Here is a 22,495-nt window from a genome sequence, read left to right on the forward strand (position 1 = left end):
CCTTAGTATGTTGAAAAAATTTCGTGGCATGTTTTCCAATGACCTGTCCATTGACCTGGGTACCGCGAATACCCTGATTTACGTAAAAGGACAAGGCATCGTATTGAATGAGCCTTCCGTGGTCGCCATTCGTCAGGATCGTGCCGGTTCACCGAAAAGCGTGGCCGCCGTAGGTCATGACGCAAAACAGATGCTGGGCCGTACGCCAGGTAACATCGCGGCTATTCGTCCGATGAAAGACGGCGTTATCGCTGACTTCTTCGTGACCGAAAAAATGCTCCAGCACTTCATCAAACAGGTTCACAGCAACAGCTTTATGCGCCCAAGCCCGCGCGTACTGGTCTGTGTACCGGTTGGCGCCACTCAGGTTGAACGTCGTGCGATCCGTGAATCCGCTCAGGGCGCTGGTGCCCGTGAAGTGTTCCTGATTGAAGAACCGATGGCTGCCGCAATTGGTGCCGGCCTGCCGGTTTCTGAAGCCACCGGTTCCATGGTGGTCGATATCGGTGGCGGTACCACTGAAGTGGCCGTTATCTCCCTGAACGGCGTGGTTTACTCCTCTTCCGTACGTATCGGTGGCGACCGCTTCGACGAAGCGATCATCAACTACGTTCGCCGTAACTACGGCTCTCTGATCGGTGAAGCCACCGCAGAACGTATCAAGCACGAAATCGGCTCCGCTTACCCGGGTGACGAAGTGCGTGAAATCGAAGTGCGTGGCCGTAACCTGGCAGAAGGCGTTCCGCGTGGCTTCACGCTGAATTCCAACGAAATTCTCGAAGCGCTGCAGGAGCCGCTAACCGGCATCGTGAGCGCAGTGATGGTTGCACTGGAACAGTGCCCGCCAGAACTGGCTTCCGACATCTCCGAGCGCGGTATGGTTCTGACCGGTGGTGGCGCGCTGCTGCGCAACCTCGACCGCCTGTTAATGGAAGAAACCGGTATTCCAGTTGTCGTTGCTGAAGATCCGCTGACCTGCGTAGCGCGTGGCGGCGGCAAGGCGCTGGAAATGATCGACATGCACGGCGGCGACTTGTTTAGCGAAGAGTAGTCAGCATGAGGTTCAGGGTAGCCAGAAGGCTACCCTCAATTTCACTGACACGAGAATACGCATAGCCTATGAAGCCCATTTTTAGCCGTGGCCCGTCGCTGCAGATTCGCCTTATTCTGGCGGTGCTGGTGGCGCTGGGTGTCATTATCGCCGACAGCCGCCTGGGTATGTTCAGTCAAATCCGAACGTACATGGATACTGCCGTCAGTCCTTTCTACTTTGTTTCTAATGGTCCTCGTGAACTGCTCGATAGCGTCTCGCAAACGCTGGCTTCACGCGATCAGCTCGAACTCGAAAACCGTGCACTGCGTCAGGAACTGCTGCTGAAAAACAGCGACCTGCTGATGCTGGGTCAGTACAAGCAAGAAAATGCCCGTTTACGTGAGCTGTTAGGTTCACCGCTACGCCAGGACGAACAGAAAATGGTGACGCAGGTGATCTCAACGGTAAACGATCCCTACAGCGACCAGGTGGTTATCGACAAAGGCAGCGTGAACGGCGTTTACGAAGGCCAGCCGGTGATCAGCGATAAAGGCGTTGTGGGTCAGGTTGTGGCCGTCGCCAAACTCACCAGCCGCGTGCTGCTGATTTGCGATGCCACCCATGCGCTGCCCATTCAGGTGCTGCGTAACGATATCCGTGTGATTGCCGCCGGTAACGGTTGTACCGACGATCTCCAGCTGGAACATCTGCCTGCCAACACCGATATTCGTGTGGGCGACGTGCTGGTGACATCAGGCCTGGGCGGGCGTTTCCCGGAAGGCTACCCGGTTGGCGTCGTTTCGTCGGTTAAGCTGGATACGCAGCGTGCGTACACGGTGATTCAGGCGCGTCCAACCGCAGGCCTGCAGCGTCTACGTTATCTGTTGCTGCTGTGGGGCGCCGATCGTAACGGCACTAACCCGATGACCCCGGAAGAGGTGCATCGCGTGGCGAATGAACGCCTGATGCAGATGATGCCTCAGGTGCTGCCGTCGCCAGAAACCATGGGGCCGCAGCTTCCCGCTCCGGCAACGGGGTTAACCACGCCGCCTGCGGGTACGCCGCCACCGCAACCCTCCGCAGGGGGGCAATAGTGGCAAGTTACCGTAGCCAGGGACGCTGGGTAATCTGGCTCTCGTTTCTTATCGCACTGTTGCTACAAGTTATGCCCTGGCCGGACGACCTCACGGTTTTCCGGCCAAACTGGGTGCTGCTCATTCTGTTGTACTGGTCACTGGCGCTGCCGCATCGGGTGAATGTTGGCACGGGGTTCGTGATGGGTGCCATACTGGATCTGATCAGTGGTTCAACGCTTGGCGTGCGCGCGCTGTCGTTGAGCATTGTGGCGTATCTGGTGGCGCTGAAATATCAGCTGTTCCGTAACCTCGCGCTCTGGCAGCAGGCGCTGGTGGTTATGTTGCTCTCGCTTGCCACGGATATTATTGTTTTCTGGGCAGAGTTTTTAGTGATCAACGTCTCTTTCCGCCCTGAAGTGTTCTGGAGTAGTGTAGTAAACGGCGTGCTCTGGCCGTGGATATTTCTTTTGATGCGTAAAGTTCGTCAGCAATTTGCCGTTCAATAAGGTCGTTATGGTATCTCTCTATCTTGCTTCAGGTTCTCCACGTCGTCAGGAACTGCTCACTCAGTTAGGGGTGACCTTTGAGAAAGTGGTTCCGGGTATTGAAGAAGTGCGCCGTCCTCATGAGGATGCACAGCACTACGTGGCGCGACTGGCGCGCGAGAAAGCGCAGGCTGGTGTCGCCTTAGCGAGCGAAGATCTCCCGGTTCTGGGAGCAGATACCATTGTTATCCTCAACGGTGAAGTACTGGAGAAACCGCGCGATGAAGCACATGCGGCAGCGATGCTGCGTAAGCTTTCGGGGAATACCCATCAGGTGATGACCGCTGTTGCGCTGGCCGATAGCCAGCAAACGCTCGACTGTCTGGTGATCACTGATGTGACCTTCCGGACGCTCTCTGATGACGATATCGCAGCATATGTTGCGAGCGGAGAACCTTTAGATAAAGCAGGTGCATACGGTATTCAAGGGCTGGGTGGCTGTTTCGTCAGGAAGATAAATGGCAGCTATCACGCCGTAGTCGGCTTACCGCTGGTGGAAACGTATGAGTTGCTGAGTAACTTTAACTCGCTACGTGAAAAAAGGGATACACATGACGGCTGAACTATTAGTGAACGTGACGCCATCGGAGACGCGGGTGGCGTACATCGATGGCGGCATTTTGCAGGAAATTCATATTGAGCGTGAAGCGCGACGCGGAATAGTAGGCAATATCTACAAAGGTCGTGTTAGTCGTGTCTTACCGGGTATGCAGGCGGCTTTTGTAGATATTGGTCTCGATAAGGCGGCGTTCCTTCACGCCTCCGATATCATGCCGCATACCGAATGCGTGGCGGGTGAAGAGCAAAAGCAGTTCACCGTCCGCGATATTTCTGAACTGGTGCGTCAGGGACAGGATCTGATGGTGCAGGTGGTGAAAGATCCGCTGGGAACCAAAGGCGCGCGTCTGACCACCGACATCACCTTACCTTCTCGCTACCTGGTCTTTATGCCTGGCGCTTCTCACGTCGGCGTGTCGCAGCGTATTGAAAGTGAAGCCGAACGCGACCGCTTAAAGAAAGTGGTGGCCGATTACTGCGATGAACAGGGCGGATTTATCATTCGTACCGCCGCGGAAGGGGTGTGCGAGGAGGATTTAGCCTCCGATGCCGCCTACCTTAAGCGCGTGTGGACGAAAGTGATGGAGCGTAAAAAACGCCCACAGACCCGCTACCAGATGTACGGCGAGCTTGCGCTGGCGCAGCGTGTGCTCCGTGACTTTGCTGACGCTCAGCTGGATAAAATTCGCGTTGATTCCCGTTTGACCTACGAAGCGTTAATGGAATTCACGGCTGAATATATGCCTGAAATGACCAGTAAGCTTGAGCACTACAGCGGTCGCCAGCCTATCTTCGATCTCTTCGATGTTGAGAATGAAATCCAGCGTGCGCTGGAGCGTAAAGTGGAACTTAAGTCAGGCGGCTATCTGGTTATCGACCAGACCGAAGCGATGACCACCGTGGACATCAATACCGGGGCCTTTGTCGGCCACCGTAATCTCGATGACACCATTTTCAACACCAATATTGAAGCCACTCAGGCGATTGCGCGTCAGCTGCGTCTGCGTAATCTTGGCGGCATTATCATCATCGACTTTATCGATATGAATAATGAAGATCACCGTCGCCGGGTGCTGCACTCGTTGGAACAGGCGCTGAGTAAAGACAGGGTCAAAACCAGCGTGAACGGGTTCTCGCCGCTGGGGCTGGTGGAAATGACTCGTAAGCGCACCCGTGAAAGTGTCGAGCACGTGCTGTGCACCGAATGCCCAACCTGCCATGGTCGCGGCACGGTGAAAACCGTTGAAACGGTATGCTATGAAATCATGCGTGAAATTGTGCGCGTTCATCACGCCTACGACTCCGATCGCTTCCTGGTCTATGCTTCTCCTTCGGTGGCGGAAACGCTGAAGGGTGAAGAATCCCACGCGCTGGCGGAAGTGGAGATCTTTGTGGGTAAGCAGGTCAAAGTTCAAATCGAACCGCTCTATAACCCGGAGCAGTTTGATGTGGTCATGATGTAATAACGCAGCCTGCTGCGACCCAAGGAGAGATGCGTGAGGCGATTGCCGGGGATTTTACTGCTCACCGTTGCCACACTGGTTGTCGTTGTCGCGCTGCTGGTGAGCGGCCTGCGTCTGGCACTGCCGCATCTGGATAAATGGCGTCCGGCGCTGCTGGGTAAAATTGAAACGGCGACCGGGCTGCCGGTCTCCGCCTCACAAATCCAGGCCAGCTGGCAGAATTTTGGCCCGACCCTCGATGTTCGTGATATCAAAGCCGGGCTGAATGACGGCGGCGAACTCTCCATCAAACGCGCCTCCATGGCGCTGGACGTCTGGCAAAGCCTGCTGCACATGCGTTGGCAGTTCCGCGAGCTGACCTTCTGGCAGCTGCAAATTCACACCAACACGCCGTTGCAGAAAAACGACAGCAACGATGGCCTGAAGGGCGATCGCATCGGCGATCTCTTCCTACGCCAGTTCGACCACTTCACCTTACGCGACAGTCACCTCAGTTTCCTGACCCTCTCCGGCCAGCGTGCCGAACTGGCGGTGCCGCAGCTCACATGGGTGAATGACAAAAACCGTCACCGTGCCGAAGGTGAGCTGAGCCTTTCCAGCCTCACCGGACAGCACGGGGTGATGAAAGTGCGCATGGACCTGCGCGATGAAAACGGCCTGCTCAATAAAGGGCGGCTCTGGTTGCAGGCCGATGATATCGATGTGAAGCCGTGGCTTGGACGGTGGATGCAGGACAACATCGCGCTGACCAGCGCGCGCTTTAGTCTTGAAGGCTGGGTGTCGCTGGATAAAGGAGAAGTGGCTAACGGCGACGTGTGGCTGAAAAAGGGCGGCGCCAGCTGGCAGGGCGACCAGCAAATGCATCAGCTCTCGGTGGACAACCTCACCGCGCATCTTTCGCGGGAAAAAGAGGGCTGGGAATTCCGCATTCCGGATACCCGCATCACCATTGATGATACGCCATGGCCGCGCGGCGCGCTGGCGCTGGCATGGATCCCGGCTCAGGAAGTCGGCGGGCCAGACGCTAAGCGCAGCGATGAACTGCGTATTCGTGCCAGCCACCTGTCGCTCGCCGGGTTAAACGGCCTGCTGCCAATCGCCGAGAAGCTCTCGCCGGAAGTGGCTGATATCTGGCGTACGGCTCAGCCGAGCGGCATGGTTGATGCCCTGGCGATGGATATTCCTCTCCAGGAAACCAGAAAAATGCGCTTTAACGCGAGCTGGGACAATCTGGCCTGGAAGCAGTGGAAGCTGCTGCCGGGGGCTGAACATGTTTCCGGCAGCATATCGGGCAGCGTCGAGAACGGCGCGCTGCACGTCGCCATGCAAAAAGCGCTGATGCCTTACGAGCATGTGTTCCGCGCGCCGCTGGAGATTGCCAACGGCACGGCTACGCTGAACTGGGTGAACAACGACAAAGGCTTGATGCTGGACGGGCGCAATATCGACGTGCAGGCGACAGGCGTTCGTGCCGCCGGTGGTTTCCGCTATCTTCAGCCAAAAGACGATCAGCCCTGGCTGGGCATTCTCGCCGGGATCAGCACCGATGATGGCGGCCAGGCGTGGCGCTACTTCCCGGAAAACCTGATGGGTAAGAAGCTGGTTGATTACCTGAGCGGCGCAATCAAAGCCGGCAAGGCGGAAAATGCCACGCTGGTGTATGGCGGGAACCCGCACCTGTTCCCTTATAAGCACAACGAAGGCCAGTTCCAGGTCTACGTTCCACTGCACGATGCGACCTTTGCCTTCCAGCCGGACTGGCCAGCGCTGACCAATCTTGATATTGAGCTGAACTTTATTAACGAAGGCCTGTGGATGAAGGCGGACAAAGCGACGCTCGGCGGCGTGACCGCCAGTAATCTTGAGGCGGCCATTCCGGATTACGAAAAAGAGAAGCTGCTGATTGACGCCGATATCAACGGCCCGGGCAAGGCGGTTGGTCCGTATTTCCAGGAAACGCCTCTGCACGACTCGCTGGCGGCGGCCCTTGAAGAGTTGCAGATTGACGGCGATGTGAGTGCACGCTTACATCTCGATATCCCGCTCGACGGCGAACAGGTCACCGCGAAAGGCAACGTAGCACTGAATAACAACAGCCTGTTTATCAAGCCGTTGGACAGCACGCTGCATAACCTGAAAGGCAAATTCAGCTTTGAAAACGGCAACCTGACCAGTGAACCGCTGACGGCAACCTGGTTTAATCAGCCGCTGAATATCGATTTCACCACCACCGAAGGGGCGAAAGCGTATCAGGTTGGCGTGAATATGCAGGCCGACTGGCAGCCCGTTAAAATGGGCGTGCTGCCGAAACAACTCAACGATGCGTTGAAAGGCAGCGTGCCGTGGAAAGGCAATGTCGCGATTGAGCTGCCGTATCACGGTAGCGCCACCTATAAAGTCGGTATCACAGGCGATCTGCAGAATGTGAGTAGTAACTTACCTTCGCCAGCCAACAAAACGGCGGGTCAGGCGCTGCCGCTTAAAATTGACGTCGACGGCAATCTGCGCAGTTTCGACCTGACTGGCAACGTCGGTCAGAGTAACCACATTAACAGCCGCTGGCTGCTGGGCAATAAGCTGGCGCTCCAGAGCGCCATCTGGACCTCGGACAGCCGCACGATACCGCCGCTGCCGCAGGCGCCGGGAGTTGAACTGAATTTACCGCCGATGGATGGCGCGCAGTGGCTGGCCCTGTTCCAGCACGGCGCGGCGGATAGCGTGAGCTCCGCTGCCTCGTTCCCGGAAAGCGTCACGCTGCGCACGCCGTCGCTGGCCTTTGCTGGCCAGCAGTGGAACAACCTGAGTCTGGTCTCAAAACCGACGGCTGACGGAACGCGCGTGGAAGCGCAGGGCCGCGAAATTAACGCCAGCCTGACGATGAAGAACAACTCGCCGTGGCAGGCCACGGTGCGTTATCTCTACTACAACCCGTCGGCGAACCCGCTGGCGCAGACAGCCAGCGGAAGCGCGAACGCCACCGCCAGCAGCAGCGCCATCGACTTCCATGGTTGGCCCGATCTCCAGCTGCGCTGCGCTGAGTGCTGGCTATGGGGGCAGAAATACGGGCGAATCGACGGTGATTTCAGCGTCAAAGGCGATACGCTCTCGCTGGCAAATGGCCTGGTGGATACCGGCTTTGGCCGCTTGACCGCCGAGGGCGTGTGGGTGAATGCGGCCTCTGGCCAGCGAACCTCGCTGAAGGGCAAAATTCACGGTAACAACGTTGATGATGCGGTGGCCTTCTTCGGCGTTTCCACGCCAATTCGCGACGCGTCCGTTGATGTAGACTACGATTTACATTGGCGTGATAAACCATGGCAGCCGGATGTCGCTTCGCTGAACGGTATTCTCAAATCGCGCGTCAGCAAAGGGCAGTTTACCGATATTTCTACCGGCCACGCCGGGCGGTTGCTGCGCCTGCTGAGCGTCGATGCGTTGCTGCGTAAGCTGCGCTTTGACTTTAGTGACACCTTCAGCGATGGATTCTACTTTGACTCCATCGGCAGCACCGCGTGGATTAAGGACGGGGTGCTGAATACTGATGATACGCTGGTGGATGGCCTGGAGGCGGATATCGCCATGAAAGGCTCGGTTGACCTGGTGCGCCGCGAGTTGAATATGGAAGCGATTGTCGCGCCGGAAATCTCGGCGACGGTCGGCGTGGCGACGGCTTTCGCGGTGAACCCGATTATCGGCGCGGCGGTGTTTGCCGCGACCAAGGTACTGGGGCCATTGTGGAACAAGGTCTCGATCCTGCGTTATCGCATCACCGGCCCGATCGACAAGCCGCAAATTAACGAAGTGCTGCGCCAGGCGCGTAGCAATAAATAGCCGTGATTTGACGCAAGCCCTGAATTGCCTCAATCTCATACGACAAACACCCGGAATACAGGCCCGCTATGCTTAAGGCACGCGGGCATTAGTGAGTAACGAAATAATGAGTCTAAACCTGGTAAGTGAACAATTGCTGGCGGCGAACGGCCTGAATCATCAGGACCTGTTTGCCATTCTTGGTCAACTCACGGAGCGCCGTCTGGACTATGGCGATCTCTATTTTCAGTCCAGCTATCACGAATCCTGGGTTTTAGAAGACCGTATCATTAAAGACGGTTCTTACAACATCGACCAGGGCGTCGGCGTGCGTGCGGTCAGCGGTGAGAAAACCGGCTTTGCCTACGCCGACCAGATTAGCCTGCTGGCGCTGGAGCAGAGCGCGCAGGCGGCACGTACTATCGTGCGCGATGCGGGTGACGGTAAAGTACAAACCCTGGGAGCGGTTGAACACCCGGCGCTGTACACCTCGCTGGATCCGCTACAAAGCATGACGCGCGAAGAGAAACTGGATATTCTGCGCCGCGTCGACAGCGTCGCGCGTGCCGCAGACTCGCGGGTGCAGGAAGTTACCGCCAGCCTGACCGGCGTGTATGAGCTGATTCTGGTGGCGGCAACCGACGGTACGCTGGCGGCTGATGTGCGCCCGCTGGTGCGTCTGTCGGTCAGCGTACAGGTGGAACAAGACGGTAAACGCGAACGCGGCGCCAGCGGCGGCGGCGGTCGTTTTGGCTATGACTATTTCCTGGCTGACCTCGACGGTGAAGTCCGCGCCGACGCGTGGGCGAAAGAAGCCGTGCGCATGGCGCTGGTCAATCTGTCGGCAGTCGCTGCGCCGGCGGGGACGCTGCCGGTTGTGCTTGGCGCGGGCTGGCCGGGCGTGCTGCTGCACGAAGCGGTGGGCCATGGTCTGGAAGGCGACTTCAACCGTCGCGGCACTTCGGTCTTTAGCGGGCAGATGGGCCAACTGGTGGCGTCTGAGCTGTGTACGATTGTGGATGACGGTACGATCGGCGATCGTCGCGGTTCCGTGGCGATTGACGATGAAGGCGTGCCGGGTCAGTACAACGTCCTGATAGAGAACGGCATTCTGAAAGGTTACATGCAGGACAAACTCAACGCGCGCCTGATGGGCGTGGCGCCAACCGGTAACGGGCGTCGTGAATCTTATGCGCATCTGCCGATGCCGCGTATGACCAACACCTACATGCTGGCGGGCAAATCCACGCCGCAGGAAATTATTGAATCCGTGGAATACGGCCTGTATGCGCCTAACTTCGGCGGTGGCCAGGTGGATATCACCTCCGGGAAATTCGTCTTCTCAACGTCGGAAGCCTACCTGATTGAAAACGGTAAGGTGACTAAGCCGGTGAAAGGGGCCACGCTGATTGGTTCCGGTATCGAAACCATGCAGCAGGTGTCGATGGTCGGTAACGATCTTAAGCTGGATAACGGCGTAGGCGTTTGTGGTAAAGAAGGCCAGAGCCTGCCGGTTGGCGTTGGCCAGCCGACGCTGAAGGTGGATAACCTGACCGTTGGCGGCACCGCCTGACCTGAAAAGTGATATGCGTGAATGGCGCGACTCCTGGAGTCGCGCCATTTTTTTAGCGAATATGATCCAGCGGAATCTCGGGGTCCGGCTCGTGAGTAATACGGTTACGTAAATCACGACGAATGATTTCAATAGACCAGAACCAGATCAGGTGCCCGACGATTTCGGAGACGTGCTCATACCAGGGAAGTTCAAAAAGCGGCGGTGTTAATCCCATCAATGGGAATGAGATCATATGGACGAAAAGTTGGGCTAAGGCCCCTGCAAGCAGACCCTGCCAGAGTTTAATTTTCGGGAAGACTTCCGCGACTACGCAATAGCCAACAGCGAAGACGATAGAGAAAATAATATGTGTGACGCCAACCCAGTTAAATATATGACCGGCAAATGTATATACCACCGCGTTAGGGTCGGCAACACCTAACCAATCGCGTAGAAATACATAGGGTGGGTTCAGGAAATTGCGCGAACAGTCAATTTGACCGGCCGCTCTGATCAATTGTTCCGGCCCGCATGCGCTGCTAAATAAATCAGTAGGGCTACGTGGAGGCAGCGGAACTTCTGCACCCCATTTGACGAAGGCCGAGACAATCCCAGCGATTAAACCAATGAACGCGGCGAGTCCATAGCGCCGGCGTGAAGGCGGCGTCATTTCAAATAGATTCATAGATGGCCCTTGTCTAAAGTAATCCTGAATATTGCATGCTTATTATTTATATCTGCAACTAATATAATGGTCTCAATTTCAGATATAAATAATAAGATAGGTGACGCTCGGCGGTAGTGTCAATTCGCTAATCTTGATAGTCCAAAGGTGGATATTTTAGATTAGCGATAACGATGTGGTGAAGATATTCAGATAAAGTATATCTATAGTCTTTTTTAAGGTTTAAAGACATATCCCTGCACTACTCTTTCCTTCTTCCGCGCATTCCCTGAAATAATTCCGCCACTTCAACAAAATACTCGGTCAGGTAGTTGATGCAGACTTGCACTTTTAGCGGCAGTTTGTCTTTCTCGGTATACAGGGCATACACCGGACGGGGATCGGACTGATAGCGTGGGAAGAGAATTTCCACGTCCCCGCGGTTGATCTCCTCGATCACCCACATCAGGGGCACGTAGGCCAGCCCGGCGCCTGCCGAAAGCCAGCGGGTGAGCGTCATGGGATCGTTGGTGACAAAACGTCCTTCGGGAATGAGGCGCGTGGAAATGCCTTCCGGGGCGATCAACTCGAATTCGTTATCCGGGCGTACGCTGTACTCCAGCCACGAGTGATTGGCGAGGTCGGCGGGTTTCTCCGGCACTCCCGCCTGTTGCAGGTAGCTTTTCGCGGCGCACACCACCATCGGCATCGCGCCTAACCGACGTGAAAAGAGGCTGGAATCTTGTAAGGATCCGACGCGAATGACCACGTCCAGCCCGTCGGCAATCAGGTCTGGCGCGGGAATGCCGGTGACCAGATTGACCGTTAACTCGGGATACTTTTTCAACATATCGGCGGTGATCCGTGCGAGAACATTTTGTGCCATAGTTGAAGAGCAGCCGATACGCAGCGTTCCAATCGGCGTGTTATTAAACGCGTAAAGCTGTTCGTGAACATCCTGGACTTCGTGCAGCATGCGGCGGCAGCCCTGGTAGTAAATTTTACCGGCTTCGGTTAAACCAATGCTCCGCGTACTGCGATTAAGCAGTTTGACCTGGAGCTCATCTTCCAGTTTAGAGACAGTCTGGCTGATGGAAGAGACGCTCATTTGTAGCTGTCGTGCCGCGGCGGTAAAGGAGCCATGCTCGACAACCTTGGCAAACACCGACATCCGTTTTAATCGTTCCATTGTTCACTCTGGCTTAAAAGTGATTTGCATCACACTATGTAGATAAGGCTATAACAGTTACGTTAATATACTGTTAGTTGCATAACTAAAGTTTCAATCTCACCTGCACGCTAGTCTAGTAAGGTCAACATGAGCCTGTTTCCTGTCATCGTGATTTTCGGTCTCTCTTTTCCACCGATCTTCTTTGAGCTGCTGTTGTCGCTCGCCATTTTTTGGGTGGTGCATCGAGTGCTGGTGCCAACCGGGATCTACGATTTTGTCTGGCATCCCGCGTTGTTCAACACGGCACTGTATTGCTGCCTGTTTTATCTGATATCACGTTTGTTCGTTTGAGGTAGATGTGAAAACACTAACAAGAAATATCTCCCGTACCGCGATTACGGTGATACTGGTTATCCTGGCGTTCATCGCTATTTTCCGCGCCTGGGTCTATTACACCGAATCCCCCTGGACTCGCGATGCGCGCTTTAGCGCGGACGTCGTGGCTATCGCTCCCGACGTGTCGGGCCTCATTACTGGTGTACAGGTCAAGGATAACCAACTGGTTACCAAAAATCAGGTTCTGTTTGTGATTGATCAGCCGCGCTACCAGAAGGCGCTGGCCGAAGCAGAAGCCGATGTCTCCTACTACCAGGCGCTGGCTGAAGAGAAAAGCCGTGAAGCCGGGCGTCGTAACAAGCTAGGCATCAATGCGATGTCGCGTGAAGAGATCGATCAGTCTAACAACGTGCTGCAAACCGTTTTGCATCAGTTAGCGAAGGCGCAGGCAACCCGCGATCTCGCGCGTCTTGATCTTGAGCGTACCGTAATTCGCGCGCCAGCAGACGGCTGGATAACCAACCTGAACGTCTATGCCGGTGAGTTTATTACCCGAGGTTCCACGGCGGTGGCGCTGGTGAAACAGCACTCCTTCTACGTGATGGCCTATCTGGAAGAGACCAAGCTGGAGCGCGTGCGTCCTGGCTACCGTGCGGAAATTACGCCGCTGGGCAGTAACCGCGTATTAAAAGGAACCGTTGACAGCATGGCGGCGGGCGTCACCAACGCCAGCAGCAGCGTCGACAGTAAAGGGATGGCGACCGTTGATTCCAACCTGGAATGGGTACGCCTGGCCCAGCGCGTGCCGGTCCGTATTCATCTTGATGACGAACCGGGTAACCTGTGGCCAGCGGGCACGACCGCTACGGTGGTGATCACCGGTGAAAAAGATCGCGATGCCAGCCAGATGACGTTCTTCCAGAAACTGGCGCTGCGCCTGCGTGAATTCGGTTAATCGCCATGGGCATCTTCAGTATTGCCAACCAGCACATCCGCTTTGCCATCAAACTGGCCTGCGCGGTGGTGCTGGCGCTGTTTGTCGGCTTTCACTTTCAGCTTGAAACTCCGCGCTGGGCGGTGCTGACCGCCGCGCTGGTGGCCGCCGGTCCGGCTTTTGCTGCGGGGGGCGAACCTTACGCGGGGGCGATTCGTTACCGCGGGATGCTGCGTATTGTAGGCACCTTTATCGGCTGTATCGCCGCGCTGGTGATTATTATCACCATGATCCGCGCGCCGTTGCTGATGCTGCTGGTGTGCAGCATTTGGGCCGGTTTCTGCACCTGGATCTCGTCGCTGGTGCGCGTCGAGAACTCCTACGCCTGGGGGCTTTCCGGCTATACGGCGCTGATTATCGTTATTACCATTCAGGCCGAACCGCTGTTAACGCCGCAGTTCGCAGTAGAGCGCTGTAGCGAGATCGTGATCGGTATCGTCTGCGCGATCGTCGCCGATCTGCTGTTCTCTCCGCGTTCGATCAAAAAAGAGATCGATAACGAATTGGATTCGATGCTCATCGATCAATACCGCCTGATGCAACTGTGCATTAAGCACGGTGACAGCGATGAGATGGATCGCGCCTGGCTTGCGCTGGTGCGCCGCGCTACCGCGCTGGAAGGTATGCGTAGCAACCTGAATATGGAGTCATCACGCTGGACACGCGCTAACCGTCGCCTGAAAGCGCTAAATACCGTCTCACTGACGATGATCACCCAGGCCGTTGAAACGTTTATCATGCAGAATTCGCGCCCGGAGCTGGTGACAGACGCTTACCGCGAGCTGTTTGAGGAGCCGGTCGAGACGGTGCAGGATGTACATCGTCAGCTTAAGCGCATGCGTCGCGTGCTGGCGTGGACCGGCGAACACGATACGCCGGTCACCATCTACAGTTGGGTCGGTGCGGCCACGCGCTACCTGCTGCTCAGACGTGGTGTGGTTGGCAACGCCAAGATCAGCGCCCGCGAAGAAGAAATTCTGCAAAGCGAAGTGGTGGTGAGGCCGGAATCCGCCGAACGTCATCATGCGATGGTCAACTTCTGGCGTACCACGGTTTCCTGCGCGCTGGGTATTTTATTCTGGCTATGGACCGGCTGGACCTCAGGTAGCGGGGCGATGGTGATGATCGCCGTGGTGACCTCGCTGGCGATGCGTCTTCCCAATCCGCGCATGGTTGCGATCGACTTCCTTTACGGGACGATTGCCGCTTTGCCGATCGGCGCGCTCTATTTCCTGGTGATCATGCCCGCCACCCAGCAAAGTATGTTCCTGCTGTGCCTGAGCCTGGCGGTGATGTGCTTCTTTATCGGCATTGAGGTGCAGAAACGGCGGCTGGGCTCGCTTGGTGCGCTGGCCAGTACCATCAACATTTTGGTGCTGGATAACCCGATGACTTTCCACTTCAGCCAGTTTCTCGACAGCGCGCTGGGGCAGATTGTCGGCTGCTTTATGGCGCTGATCGTCATTCTGCTGATTCGCGATAACTCGCGCTTGCGCACTGGCCGTGTGTTGCTGAACCAGTTTGTGTTTGCCGCCGTTTCGGCGATGACCACCAATATGGCGCGGCGCAAAGAGAACCATCTGCCGGCGTTGTATCAGCAGCTCTTTTTACTGCTGAACAAGTTTCCCGGCGATGTCGCTAAGTTCCGCCTGGCGCTGACGCTTATCATTGCGCACCAGCGCCTGCGCGACGCGCCGATTCCAGTCAATGACGATCTGTCGGCTTTCCACCGCCAGTTGCGCCGCACCGCCGATAAGGTGATTTCGGCCAGCAGCGACGATAAACGCCATTACTACTTCTCGCGGTTGCTGGATGAATTGAGTGTTTACCAGAATAAGCTTCGCGTCTGGGAAGCGCCCGAGCAGGTGACGCAGCCGGTTGAACGGCTGGTGGCGATGCTGCATAAGTATCAGAGCGCTTTAACCATCAATTAGTCAACTTCCCGGGCCGAATAGACCCGGGAAATTTACCACCACGCGGCCTCGTGTGCCCCCAGCGGCATCGCTGGCTGCGAGAAGTGCATCGGCGTGTGCGCCAACGACAGCGCGCTATTGAAGTAACGCAGTTCGCCAAACGGCCCCTGTTCCACTGCCATCGCGCTCGCGATGGCTTGAGCATCCGGTGGCGGTACGTGACGCCACTCAGCCAGGCTTCCCAACTCCTGTAACCATGTTGCCGTTCGACACAGCGATACATCCACCTGCCATGCGCCGCCTTCGTGACGTTGACGCTCCAGCGCTATCAACACACCGAGTGTCGCCAGGTAGCCGCTCAAATAGTCGTTGGGATAGGTTGGCCCGAGCTGCGGCTGGCCTCCTTCGCCCTGCGCCACCGCCATTCCCGTCACCGTTTGAGCCAGTTGTTCAAACCCTGGACGGTCTTTCCATGGCCCCCGATGTCCGTAGCAGTTGAGGTTCACGGTGATAATGTGCGGATTGTTGCGCGCCAGTTCCTCATTGCTGAGCCCATAGCGGGCGAGCGCGCCTGGGCGATAGCTCTGCACAAACACGTCGCCATCGCGCACCAGCTGCGCCGCTCGCCTTGCCCCATCGGCGCTGGACAGTTCGAGGTAGGCGTTGCGTTTACCGTGATTGGTATCGACGTCAAACGGCAGAATACGTGGGCGATAGGGAGATGAGATATGCAGCACGTCAGCGCCCATTTGCGCCAGCCCGCGGGTGGCAGTTGGCCCGGCAATCACATGCGTGAAGTCCAGCACCCGCAGCGACTGAAGAACCCGCTCATTGCCGTACTGGCGAGGTTTAGGGGGGCTGTCGGTCAGACGCGTGAAGCGGATTAGCGGCTCCTGGCTGACCGCCTGCCCCTGAGGATGCGCCAGCCATTCATCATGACTGCGGGCGATTGCCGCGCACAGCCCGGCGCGGGCTATCGTCTCTTCGAGCGCCTCGGCGTTCCATTTTGCGACCGCCTGCGCCACTCTGGCGCGGTTATTCGGCACATCAAGGATATCGAGAATGCCGTCACGCAGCCGCGGGTAGCCGCCGTGCAGGAAAATCCAGCGGTTGTCCTGGGTCAGATAGAAATCGGTAGTGGGATAGTCGGGATCGTTGTACTGCCAGTTATACCCGTTCTGTTGCTGAAAGGTCACCGCGTGGGTCGATGCAGCGGCACAGTGGGCGTTAACGTGAATGTCCTGCTGAGTACCTCTCAGCGCATCCAGCATAATCCCCTGCAGCGCCAGTATTGATGCGGCGGCGTCACCGATGGCAAACGGCGTGGGATAAATTGGCCCACAACCGCTTAACGTCACCTTATTCGTAGCGAAATGCGCCAAACCGAGTTCCTGGCGCAGCTTATTGAAAACAGGATATTCACTCATCACAGCACGCTTCCCCGTCATTAATGCGACTTTCGTTATTCTGGCAACTATTGCCGTAAAAGCGATAGCTATACTTAACTGGAAACACTTTTCAGGAGGGTGTAATGACCACGCAAGCGCTACAGGACAATGACCTTTTTCAAACAGGCTATCTGGTCAATGGCGAATGGCGCCATCTCGACGCCACCTTTGACGTGCTGAACCCAGCAACGGGCGAGGTGGTAGCAAAGGTAGCGAAGGCCGGAAAGCATGAGACCGAACAGGCGATTGCCGCCGCGGCAAAAGCGTTCCCACAGTGGCGGGCAAAAACGGCAAAAGCACGCTCGGAGCTGCTTTATCGCTGGTATCAGCTGATGATTGAAAACAAAAGCTGGCTGGCGCGTCTGATGACCATTGAACAAGGCAAACCGCTGAAAGAGGCGGAAGGGGAAGTGGATTACGCGGCGAGCTTTATCCAGTGGTTTGCCGAACAGGGCAAGCGGGCAAATGGGGAGATCATTCCCCCGGCGAAACCCGGCTCGCGCATTCTGGCGACGCGTGAACCGATTGGCGTGGTGGCGGCGATTACGCCGTGGAACTTCCCGATGGCGATGCTGACCCGTAAGCTCGGTCCGGCGCTGGCCGCGGGCTGTACCGGGGTGATTAAACCTGCCAACAACACACCGCTTTGCGCGTTCGCGCTGCTGGCGCTGGCGAAAAAAGCCGGGATCCCTGACGGGGTGCTGAACGCGGTGGCGGGGAACACGGCGGAAATCAGCGACGCCATAATGGCGAGCCACGACGTGCGTAAGATCTCCTTCACCGGCTCGACGGCGGTGGGGAAAACGTTGGTGCGTAACGCTGCGGAAACCATGAAGAAAGTCTCGATGGAGCTGGGGGGCAATGCGCCCTATATCGTCTTTGAGGATGCGGATATCGACGCGGCGGTACAGGGGGCGGTAGCCAATAAATTCCGCAACGCCGGGCAGGTGTGCGTCAGCGTGAACCGTTTCTATATTCACGATAGCGTCTATGACCGTTTCACCAGCCAGCTTGCCGCCGCCGTGAAAGCGCTGAAAGTCGGCAACGGTCTGGATGATGGCGTGGTCGTTGGCCCGCTGATTGAAGCGGCGGCAGTGAAAAAAGTGCGTGAGCACGTAGAAGACGCCGTCTCGAAGGGGGCGAAGGTGCTGGCTGGCGGTCAGCCTCATGAGCTGGGCGGCAACTTCTGGCAGCCGACGGTGCTGGGCGACTGTCAGGAACAGATGCTGCTGGCGAAGGAAGAGACGTTTGGCCCGCTGGCGGCGTGCTTCCGCTTCCGCGATGAGGATGACGTTATTCACCGGGCGAATGATACGCCCTACGGCCTGGCCGCCTATTTCTATACGCAAAACCTGTCTCGCGTGTTCCGCGTCTCGCAGGCGTTAGAAAGCGGGATGATCGGTATTAACGAATGTGCAGTGTCAACTGAGCTGGGGCCATTCGGCGGCGTTAAGGAGTCCGGGCTGGGGCGTGAAGGCTCGGTGCTGGGACTGGAAGAGTACCTTGAGGTAAAAACGCTGCACATTGGGGGACTTTAGTTTGCAGGATGGGAGAGGGCGTGAGATGAAAATCTATACTTTTGATTTTGACGAGATAGAGGATCAGGGCGATTTTTATCGGGAGTTCGCTCAACTCTTTGCCCTCGATCGTGAGTCGATTCGCGATTTGGACGCACTTTGGGATGCGGTCACCGGCCCACAAATGCCGTTACCGCTGGAGATCGAGTTTATCCATCTCGACGACAAGCAGCGCCGTCGCTACGGCGCGCTGATTCTGCTGTTTGATGAAGCGGAAGAAGAGCTGGAAGGGATGCTGCGGTTCAACGTGCAACGAGCATAAAAAAGCCCTCGCATAAGGGCGAGGGCAAGTCGTCGGACAAGACGACGAGGGTTTATTTGTACAGCTCAGCCGTAGCGTGCCAATGGTCGCCGGTACGGGCTTCAATAATGCGGTAGCTGCTGGCGCCTTGTTTTTCGGCTTTAGCGGCTAATGCGCTGCGCATATCCATCGGGTCGCTACCGATCTGAGAAACAGAAACGGTGCCGACGGATTGCAGATTCTGTGCCTGCTCCGCGTTAACCTGTTGCACTGCGGCGCTTGCGCCGAAGGACAGAACGGATGCCAGACCAAGGGATGCGATGATCATTGCGCTTTTCATAATGTTTTACTCCTCACCATATTCTTCATTCTTCAGCGGTGAGAGGATGTTGTTTCTGATTCCTGGGACCGCTGGGTATTAAACTTTTCTACACTGCCGACGTGCTGCCTGACGCGAACTTATTTGTACAGTTCAGCCGTTGCGTGCCAATGAGCGCCGGTACGCGCTTCAATGATGCGATAGGATGATGCACCTTGTTCTTCCGCTTTTTTGTTCAGCATTTCGTGCATATCCATCGGAGATGAACCGACGGAACCGATGGAAACGGTGCCGATTGACTGACGGCTTTGGGCTTGATCGCTGCTGATAGAGTCAGCGGCAAACGCACCGAAAGAGATAACGGAAAGGATGCTCAGAGCGGCAACAGTTGTTTTGATTTTCATGATACTCACCTCGTCGAATTTTTTTGGAAGGTCTTTGTTTTGTGACCCTCATCACGAAATTAAGTATACACTAATCACATAAAATATTAATACCTAGCTAATGGTTTCGCGTGTAATTAGATGTCAAAAATCGTCATTTTTAGAACAGATACGTATAAAAAAAGAGACATTTCGGTAAAGTTAAGTGTAAATAATGAGTGAAATTAAATAGATATTAGAATTTGATTTTTTGTGCGCTTATGAACGGATATATTCACTGGTTCTATGATTGTGGGCAGAAAATCGCACTTAATGTTAACGAGACGGGAGTGAAACGTAGGGGAATTTGCAGTTAAAGCAGCTCCTCTGGTGGACCAGAGGAGAAAGGAAGAGGGATTACAGCTCCTGCTCGAACAGAACCTGGATGGCCTCGTAGAGATCTTTAACGGTGAACCCGCGTGCCGGCGTGGTGAAAATCGTGTCGTCACCGGCAATACTGCCGAGAATGCCTTCCGCTTTGCCCAGAGAGTCAAGCAGGCGAGCGATCAGCTGTGCAGCGCCGGGGCTGGTATGGATAACCACGACCGCATCGTTGTAATCAATATCCAGCACCAGATTCTTCAGCGGGCTGGTGGTTGTCGGCACGCCCAGCTCGGCCGGCAGGCAGTAAACCATTTCCATTTTAGCGTTGCGGGTACGCACGGCGCCAAACTTGGTCAGCATACGAGAAACTTTGGACTGGTTAATATTATCGAAACCTTCTTCCTGCAAGGCCTGAACAATTTCGCCCTGAGAGCTAAATTTTTCTTCCTTCAGTAATGCTTTAAAGGCTTTAACTAATTCTTCTTGTTTAGTTGAACTTCGCATAAGTCACCCGAGTATGGTGGTGAAATTAACATTATTATGCATATAGGTGAATTTTTATGCAAAATAATTTGCTCCAGAGGCTAAGCCAAATAGAGAAAGGGCGGATTTTATCAAAAATTAGACCTAAGAAACATGCCTATATCACGGGATCCAAATAAGTTAAAAGTAAATGAAATGTTATTAAATTGCTGTTGTTTTACGCAACATGCTGAGTATATTGTAATCGATAGTTGATGAAAATTTGGTTTCGTAGAAAGGCCTTTTTCTGGGAGTAATGCGGATGCTGTTGAATGGCCCGCATTCTGTAAGCAATTATATTGTAATTATTTACCTTGTGAATTAAGGTCGCCGCAACGGAGTAACAACTGGTATCTCCTGCGTTGGTTTATGCGGTCCACGACAGGTTGTTACCTGAAAGTCATTAACCATAATAAGGAGTTTAGGATGAAAGTCGCAGTCCTTGGTGCCGCCGGCGGTATTGGCCAGGCGCTTGCCCTACTACTAAAGACCCAACTGCCTTCAGGTTCAGAACTCTCTCTCTATGATATTGCCCCCGTCACGCCAGGTGTGGCGGTCGATCTCAGCCATATTCCGACGGATGTTAAAATCAAAGGCTTCTCCGGTGAAGATGCTACGCCTGCGCTGGAAGGGGCTGATGTGGTCCTGATTTCTGCCGGTGTGGCGCGTAAGCCCGGTATGGATCGCTCCGATCTGTTTAACGTTAACGCCGGTATTGTTAAAAACCTGGTGCAACAAATCGCCAAAACTGCCCCGAAAGCCTGTATTGGTATTATCACCAACCCGGTGAATACCACAGTGGCCATTGCCGCTGAAGTGCTGAAAAAGGCGGGCGTATATGACAAGAACAAACTGTTCGGCGTGACCACGCTGGATATCATCCGCTCCAACACTTTCGTGGCGGAGCTAAAAGGTAAAAGCGCCAGCGAAGTTGAAGTGCCGGTGATAGGCGGCCACTCTGGCGTGACCATTCTGCCTTTATTATCGCAAATCTCCGGCGTGAGCTTCTCCGATCAGGAAGTGAACGACCTGACCAAACGCATCCAGAACGCGGGCACCGAAGTGGTGGAAGCGAAGGCGGGTGGCGGCTCGGCTACGCTCTCCATGGGCCAGGCGGCGGCGCGTTTCGGCCTGTCTCTGGTTCGCGCCCTGCAGGGCGAGAAGGGCGTGGTTGAATGCGCCTATGTCGAAGGAGACGGCCAGTACGCGCGCTTCTTCTCGCAGCCGCTGCTGTTAGGTAAAAACGGGATTGAAGAACGCCAGTCGATTGGCAAACTGAGCGCTTACGAACAGCAGGCGCTGGAAGGTATGCTTGAGACGCTGAGAAAAGATATTCAGCTGGGTGAAGATTTCATCAATAAATAAGGCGTGACGCCTTAGACGTGACAAAGGGGCCAATGGCCCCTTTGCTTTTTCTGCTGCTTAGCCCGACGCAGGATATTCCTGAATGGTGACCTGCATGGTCAGTTTCTTATCATCACGCATCACGACCACCGGAATGACCGATCCCGGACGAATCTCGGCGACCTGGTCCATGGTTTCCAGCGCGGAAATCGCCGGTTTGCCGTTGACCGAAATAATCACGTCGTTGTTCTGAATGCCCGCCTGTGCCGCCGGGCCGTCCGGGGCTATCTCATTGACGACAATCCCCTGAATTTGATCGATACCGCCGCCTTGTGAATGCAGCGGGGCAATTTCTCGTCCGCTGATGCCGATAAAGCCGCGAATCACGCGTCCGTCACGAATCAGCTTATCCATAATTTTGGTTGCCAGCTGGAACGGAATGGCGAAACTCAGCCCCTCCGGGGTTTCACCGTCGTTACTCTTATCGAAAGAGAGGGTGTTAATGCCCATCAGCTCACCCAGCGAGTTGACCAGCGCGCCGCCGGAGTTACCGTGGTTGATAGAGGCATCGGTCTGCAGAAAGTTCTGTCGACCACTTGGGTTGAGGCCGATACGACCGGTCGCGCTGATAATCCCCTGAGTAATGGTCTGCCCGAGGTTGTACGGGTTGCCGATGGCCAGCACTACGTCACCGATGTGCGGTGTGCGCTTCGGGTTAATGGGGATAACCGGCAGGCCGCCGGTGGCGTTGATCTTCAGCACCGCCAGATCGGTCAGGCTATCGGAGCCGACCAGCAGGGCTTCAAACACGCGACCATCCTGGAGGGCGACGATGATCTGATCGGCATCGTTGATCACATGTTTGTTGGTAATAATGTAGCCGCGCTCGTCCATGATCACCCCGGATCCGAGCGTTTTGATTTCCAGCTGATTATTGGTGTTGCTGTTCAGACTGCGGTTATAGACGTTCACCACCGCAGGGGCAGCGCGGCGCACCGCCGTGTTATAGCTGGAGGGGGCTTCATCTGTACTGCTAAAGCGCTCGGTGGATAATGGATTCCACTGACGCAACGAAGGGACGGTGACAATGAGTATGCCGCCAACCAGTAAACCAAGTGCAACCGAACGTAAGAGCTTTACAAGCATGATACAGGCATCGTTGATGAGGAAACTGGACGAA

General features: G+C 55.5%; 20 protein-coding genes. 13 read left to right on the forward strand and 7 right to left on the reverse strand.

The genetic code is table 11. The features are described from left to right. Positions 1-7: 7 nt before the first annotated feature. From mreB to tldD, 7 genes are all read left to right on the forward strand, one after another. Positions 8-1,051: a rod shape-determining protein MreB gene (mreB, locus tag K7B04_RS07705; RefSeq protein WP_000913396.1), complete on the forward strand. Its 1,044-nt coding sequence runs from the start codon at positions 8-10 to the stop codon at positions 1,049-1,051. Between the two features lie 68 nt (positions 1,052-1,119). Beyond that, positions 1,120-2,127 carry a rod shape-determining protein MreC gene (gene mreC, locus K7B04_RS07710; protein ID WP_163446532.1) on the forward strand — a complete coding sequence of 336 codons (1,008 nt, stop codon included), beginning with the start codon at positions 1,120-1,122 and terminating at the stop codon, positions 2,125-2,127. After that, positions 2,127-2,615: a rod shape-determining protein MreD gene (mreD, locus tag K7B04_RS07715; RefSeq protein ID WP_064541739.1), complete on the forward strand. Its 489-nt coding sequence runs from the start codon at positions 2,127-2,129 to the stop codon at positions 2,613-2,615. The genes mreC and mreD overlap by 1 nt, the downstream gene beginning before the upstream one ends. Before the next feature lie 7 nt (positions 2,616-2,622). Beyond that, entirely contained in the window at positions 2,623-3,216 is a 594-nt protein-coding gene (locus K7B04_RS07720) for a nucleoside triphosphate pyrophosphatase (protein ID WP_223803779.1), read from the forward strand. Continuing rightward, complete coding sequence (gene rng, locus K7B04_RS07725) at positions 3,206-4,675, forward strand: ribonuclease G (protein WP_064541745.1); 1,470 nt, start codon at positions 3,206-3,208, stop codon at positions 4,673-4,675. The genes K7B04_RS07720 and rng overlap by 11 nt, the downstream gene beginning before the upstream one ends. A 33-nt stretch (positions 4,676-4,708) precedes the next feature. Further along, positions 4,709-8,506, forward strand: coding sequence for an AsmA2 domain-containing protein YhdP (yhdP, locus tag K7B04_RS07730; protein ID WP_223803780.1), 3,798 nt, complete (start codon positions 4,709-4,711; stop codon positions 8,504-8,506). Between the two features lie 106 nt (positions 8,507-8,612). After that, positions 8,613-10,058, forward strand: a complete 1,446-nt coding sequence (tldD, locus tag K7B04_RS07735) for a metalloprotease TldD (protein WP_163446529.1) — start codon at positions 8,613-8,615, stop codon at positions 10,056-10,058. 52 nt (positions 10,059-10,110) lie between these two features. On the opposite strand, the gene K7B04_RS07740 is transcribed toward tldD, so the two are convergent. Next, the gene (locus K7B04_RS07740) at positions 10,111-10,725 is read right to left on the reverse strand and encodes a YagU family protein (protein ID WP_163446528.1); all 615 of its coding nucleotides are present in this window, start codon (positions 10,723-10,725) and stop codon (positions 10,111-10,113) included. 241 nt (positions 10,726-10,966) lie between these two features. Next, on the reverse strand, positions 10,967-11,893 hold the full coding sequence (aaeR, locus tag K7B04_RS07745) for an HTH-type transcriptional activator AaeR (RefSeq protein WP_167574939.1): 927 nt from the start codon (positions 11,891-11,893) through the stop codon (positions 10,967-10,969). Between the two features lie 129 nt (positions 11,894-12,022). Here aaeR and aaeX point away from each other — a divergent pair, with 129 nt between their 5' ends. Genes aaeX through aaeB form a run of 3 tightly spaced genes read left to right on the forward strand, consistent with a single transcriptional unit; the run spans position 12,023 to position 15,139 of the window. Continuing rightward, positions 12,023-12,226: a p-hydroxybenzoic acid efflux pump operon protein AaeX gene (gene aaeX / locus K7B04_RS07750; RefSeq protein ID WP_064541762.1), complete on the forward strand. Its 204-nt coding sequence runs from the start codon at positions 12,023-12,025 to the stop codon at positions 12,224-12,226. Positions 12,227-12,233: 7 nt separating this feature from the next. Further along, on the forward strand, positions 12,234-13,166 hold the full coding sequence (gene aaeA, locus K7B04_RS07755; RefSeq protein WP_163446526.1) for a p-hydroxybenzoic acid efflux pump subunit AaeA: 933 nt from the start codon (positions 12,234-12,236) through the stop codon (positions 13,164-13,166). Positions 13,167-13,171: 5 nt separating this feature from the next. Next, positions 13,172-15,139 (forward strand): p-hydroxybenzoic acid efflux pump subunit AaeB, encoded by a 1,968-nt coding sequence (gene aaeB / locus K7B04_RS07760; protein ID WP_163446525.1) that lies wholly within the window; start codon positions 13,172-13,174, stop codon positions 15,137-15,139. Positions 15,140-15,171: 32 nt separating this feature from the next. Here the strand turns inward: aaeB and K7B04_RS07765 are convergent, their stop codons facing one another. Continuing rightward, positions 15,172-16,545, reverse strand: a complete 1,374-nt coding sequence (locus K7B04_RS07765; protein ID WP_223803781.1) for a CoA transferase — start codon at positions 16,543-16,545, stop codon at positions 15,172-15,174. A 104-nt stretch (positions 16,546-16,649) separates the two neighbouring features. On the opposite strand from K7B04_RS07765, the gene K7B04_RS07770 reads away from it, so the two are divergent. Then, complete coding sequence (locus K7B04_RS07770) at positions 16,650-18,104, forward strand: NAD-dependent succinate-semialdehyde dehydrogenase (protein ID WP_223803782.1); 1,455 nt, start codon at positions 16,650-16,652, stop codon at positions 18,102-18,104. 25 nt (positions 18,105-18,129) lie between these two features. Further along, the gene (locus K7B04_RS07775) at positions 18,130-18,405 is read left to right on the forward strand and encodes a barstar family protein (protein ID WP_167574942.1); all 276 of its coding nucleotides are present in this window, start codon (positions 18,130-18,132) and stop codon (positions 18,403-18,405) included. 52 nt (positions 18,406-18,457) lie between these two features. Here the strand turns inward: K7B04_RS07775 and yhcN-B are convergent, their stop codons facing one another. The 3 genes from yhcN-B to argR all read right to left on the reverse strand — a co-directional run bounded on the left by yhcN-B (position 18,458) and on the right by argR (position 19,953). Then, the gene (yhcN-B, locus tag K7B04_RS07780; protein WP_064541780.1) at positions 18,458-18,724 is read right to left on the reverse strand and encodes a DUF1471 family stress response protein YhcN-B; all 267 of its coding nucleotides are present in this window, start codon (positions 18,722-18,724) and stop codon (positions 18,458-18,460) included. Positions 18,725-18,843: 119 nt separating this feature from the next. Further along, positions 18,844-19,107: a peroxide/acid stress response protein YhcN gene (yhcN, locus tag K7B04_RS07785; protein ID WP_065356166.1), complete on the reverse strand. Its 264-nt coding sequence runs from the start codon at positions 19,105-19,107 to the stop codon at positions 18,844-18,846. Between the two features lie 375 nt (positions 19,108-19,482). Beyond that, positions 19,483-19,953, reverse strand: a complete 471-nt coding sequence (gene argR, locus K7B04_RS07790; protein ID WP_035891195.1) for a transcriptional regulator ArgR — start codon at positions 19,951-19,953, stop codon at positions 19,483-19,485. A 444-nt stretch (positions 19,954-20,397) separates the two neighbouring features. Between argR and mdh the strand changes: the two genes are divergently transcribed. Beyond that, complete coding sequence (mdh, locus tag K7B04_RS07795; protein WP_163447761.1) at positions 20,398-21,336, forward strand: malate dehydrogenase; 939 nt, start codon at positions 20,398-20,400, stop codon at positions 21,334-21,336. Between the two features lie 57 nt (positions 21,337-21,393). Here the strand turns inward: mdh and degS are convergent, their stop codons facing one another. Next, the gene (gene degS / locus K7B04_RS07800; protein ID WP_223803783.1) at positions 21,394-22,461 is read right to left on the reverse strand and encodes an outer membrane-stress sensor serine endopeptidase DegS; all 1,068 of its coding nucleotides are present in this window, start codon (positions 22,459-22,461) and stop codon (positions 21,394-21,396) included. Positions 22,462-22,495: the final 34 nt, after the last annotated feature.

This window comes from Kluyvera sp. CRP (assembly GCF_019930565.1).
Lineage (GTDB): Bacteria > Pseudomonadota > Gammaproteobacteria > Enterobacterales > Enterobacteriaceae > Kluyvera > Kluyvera georgiana_A.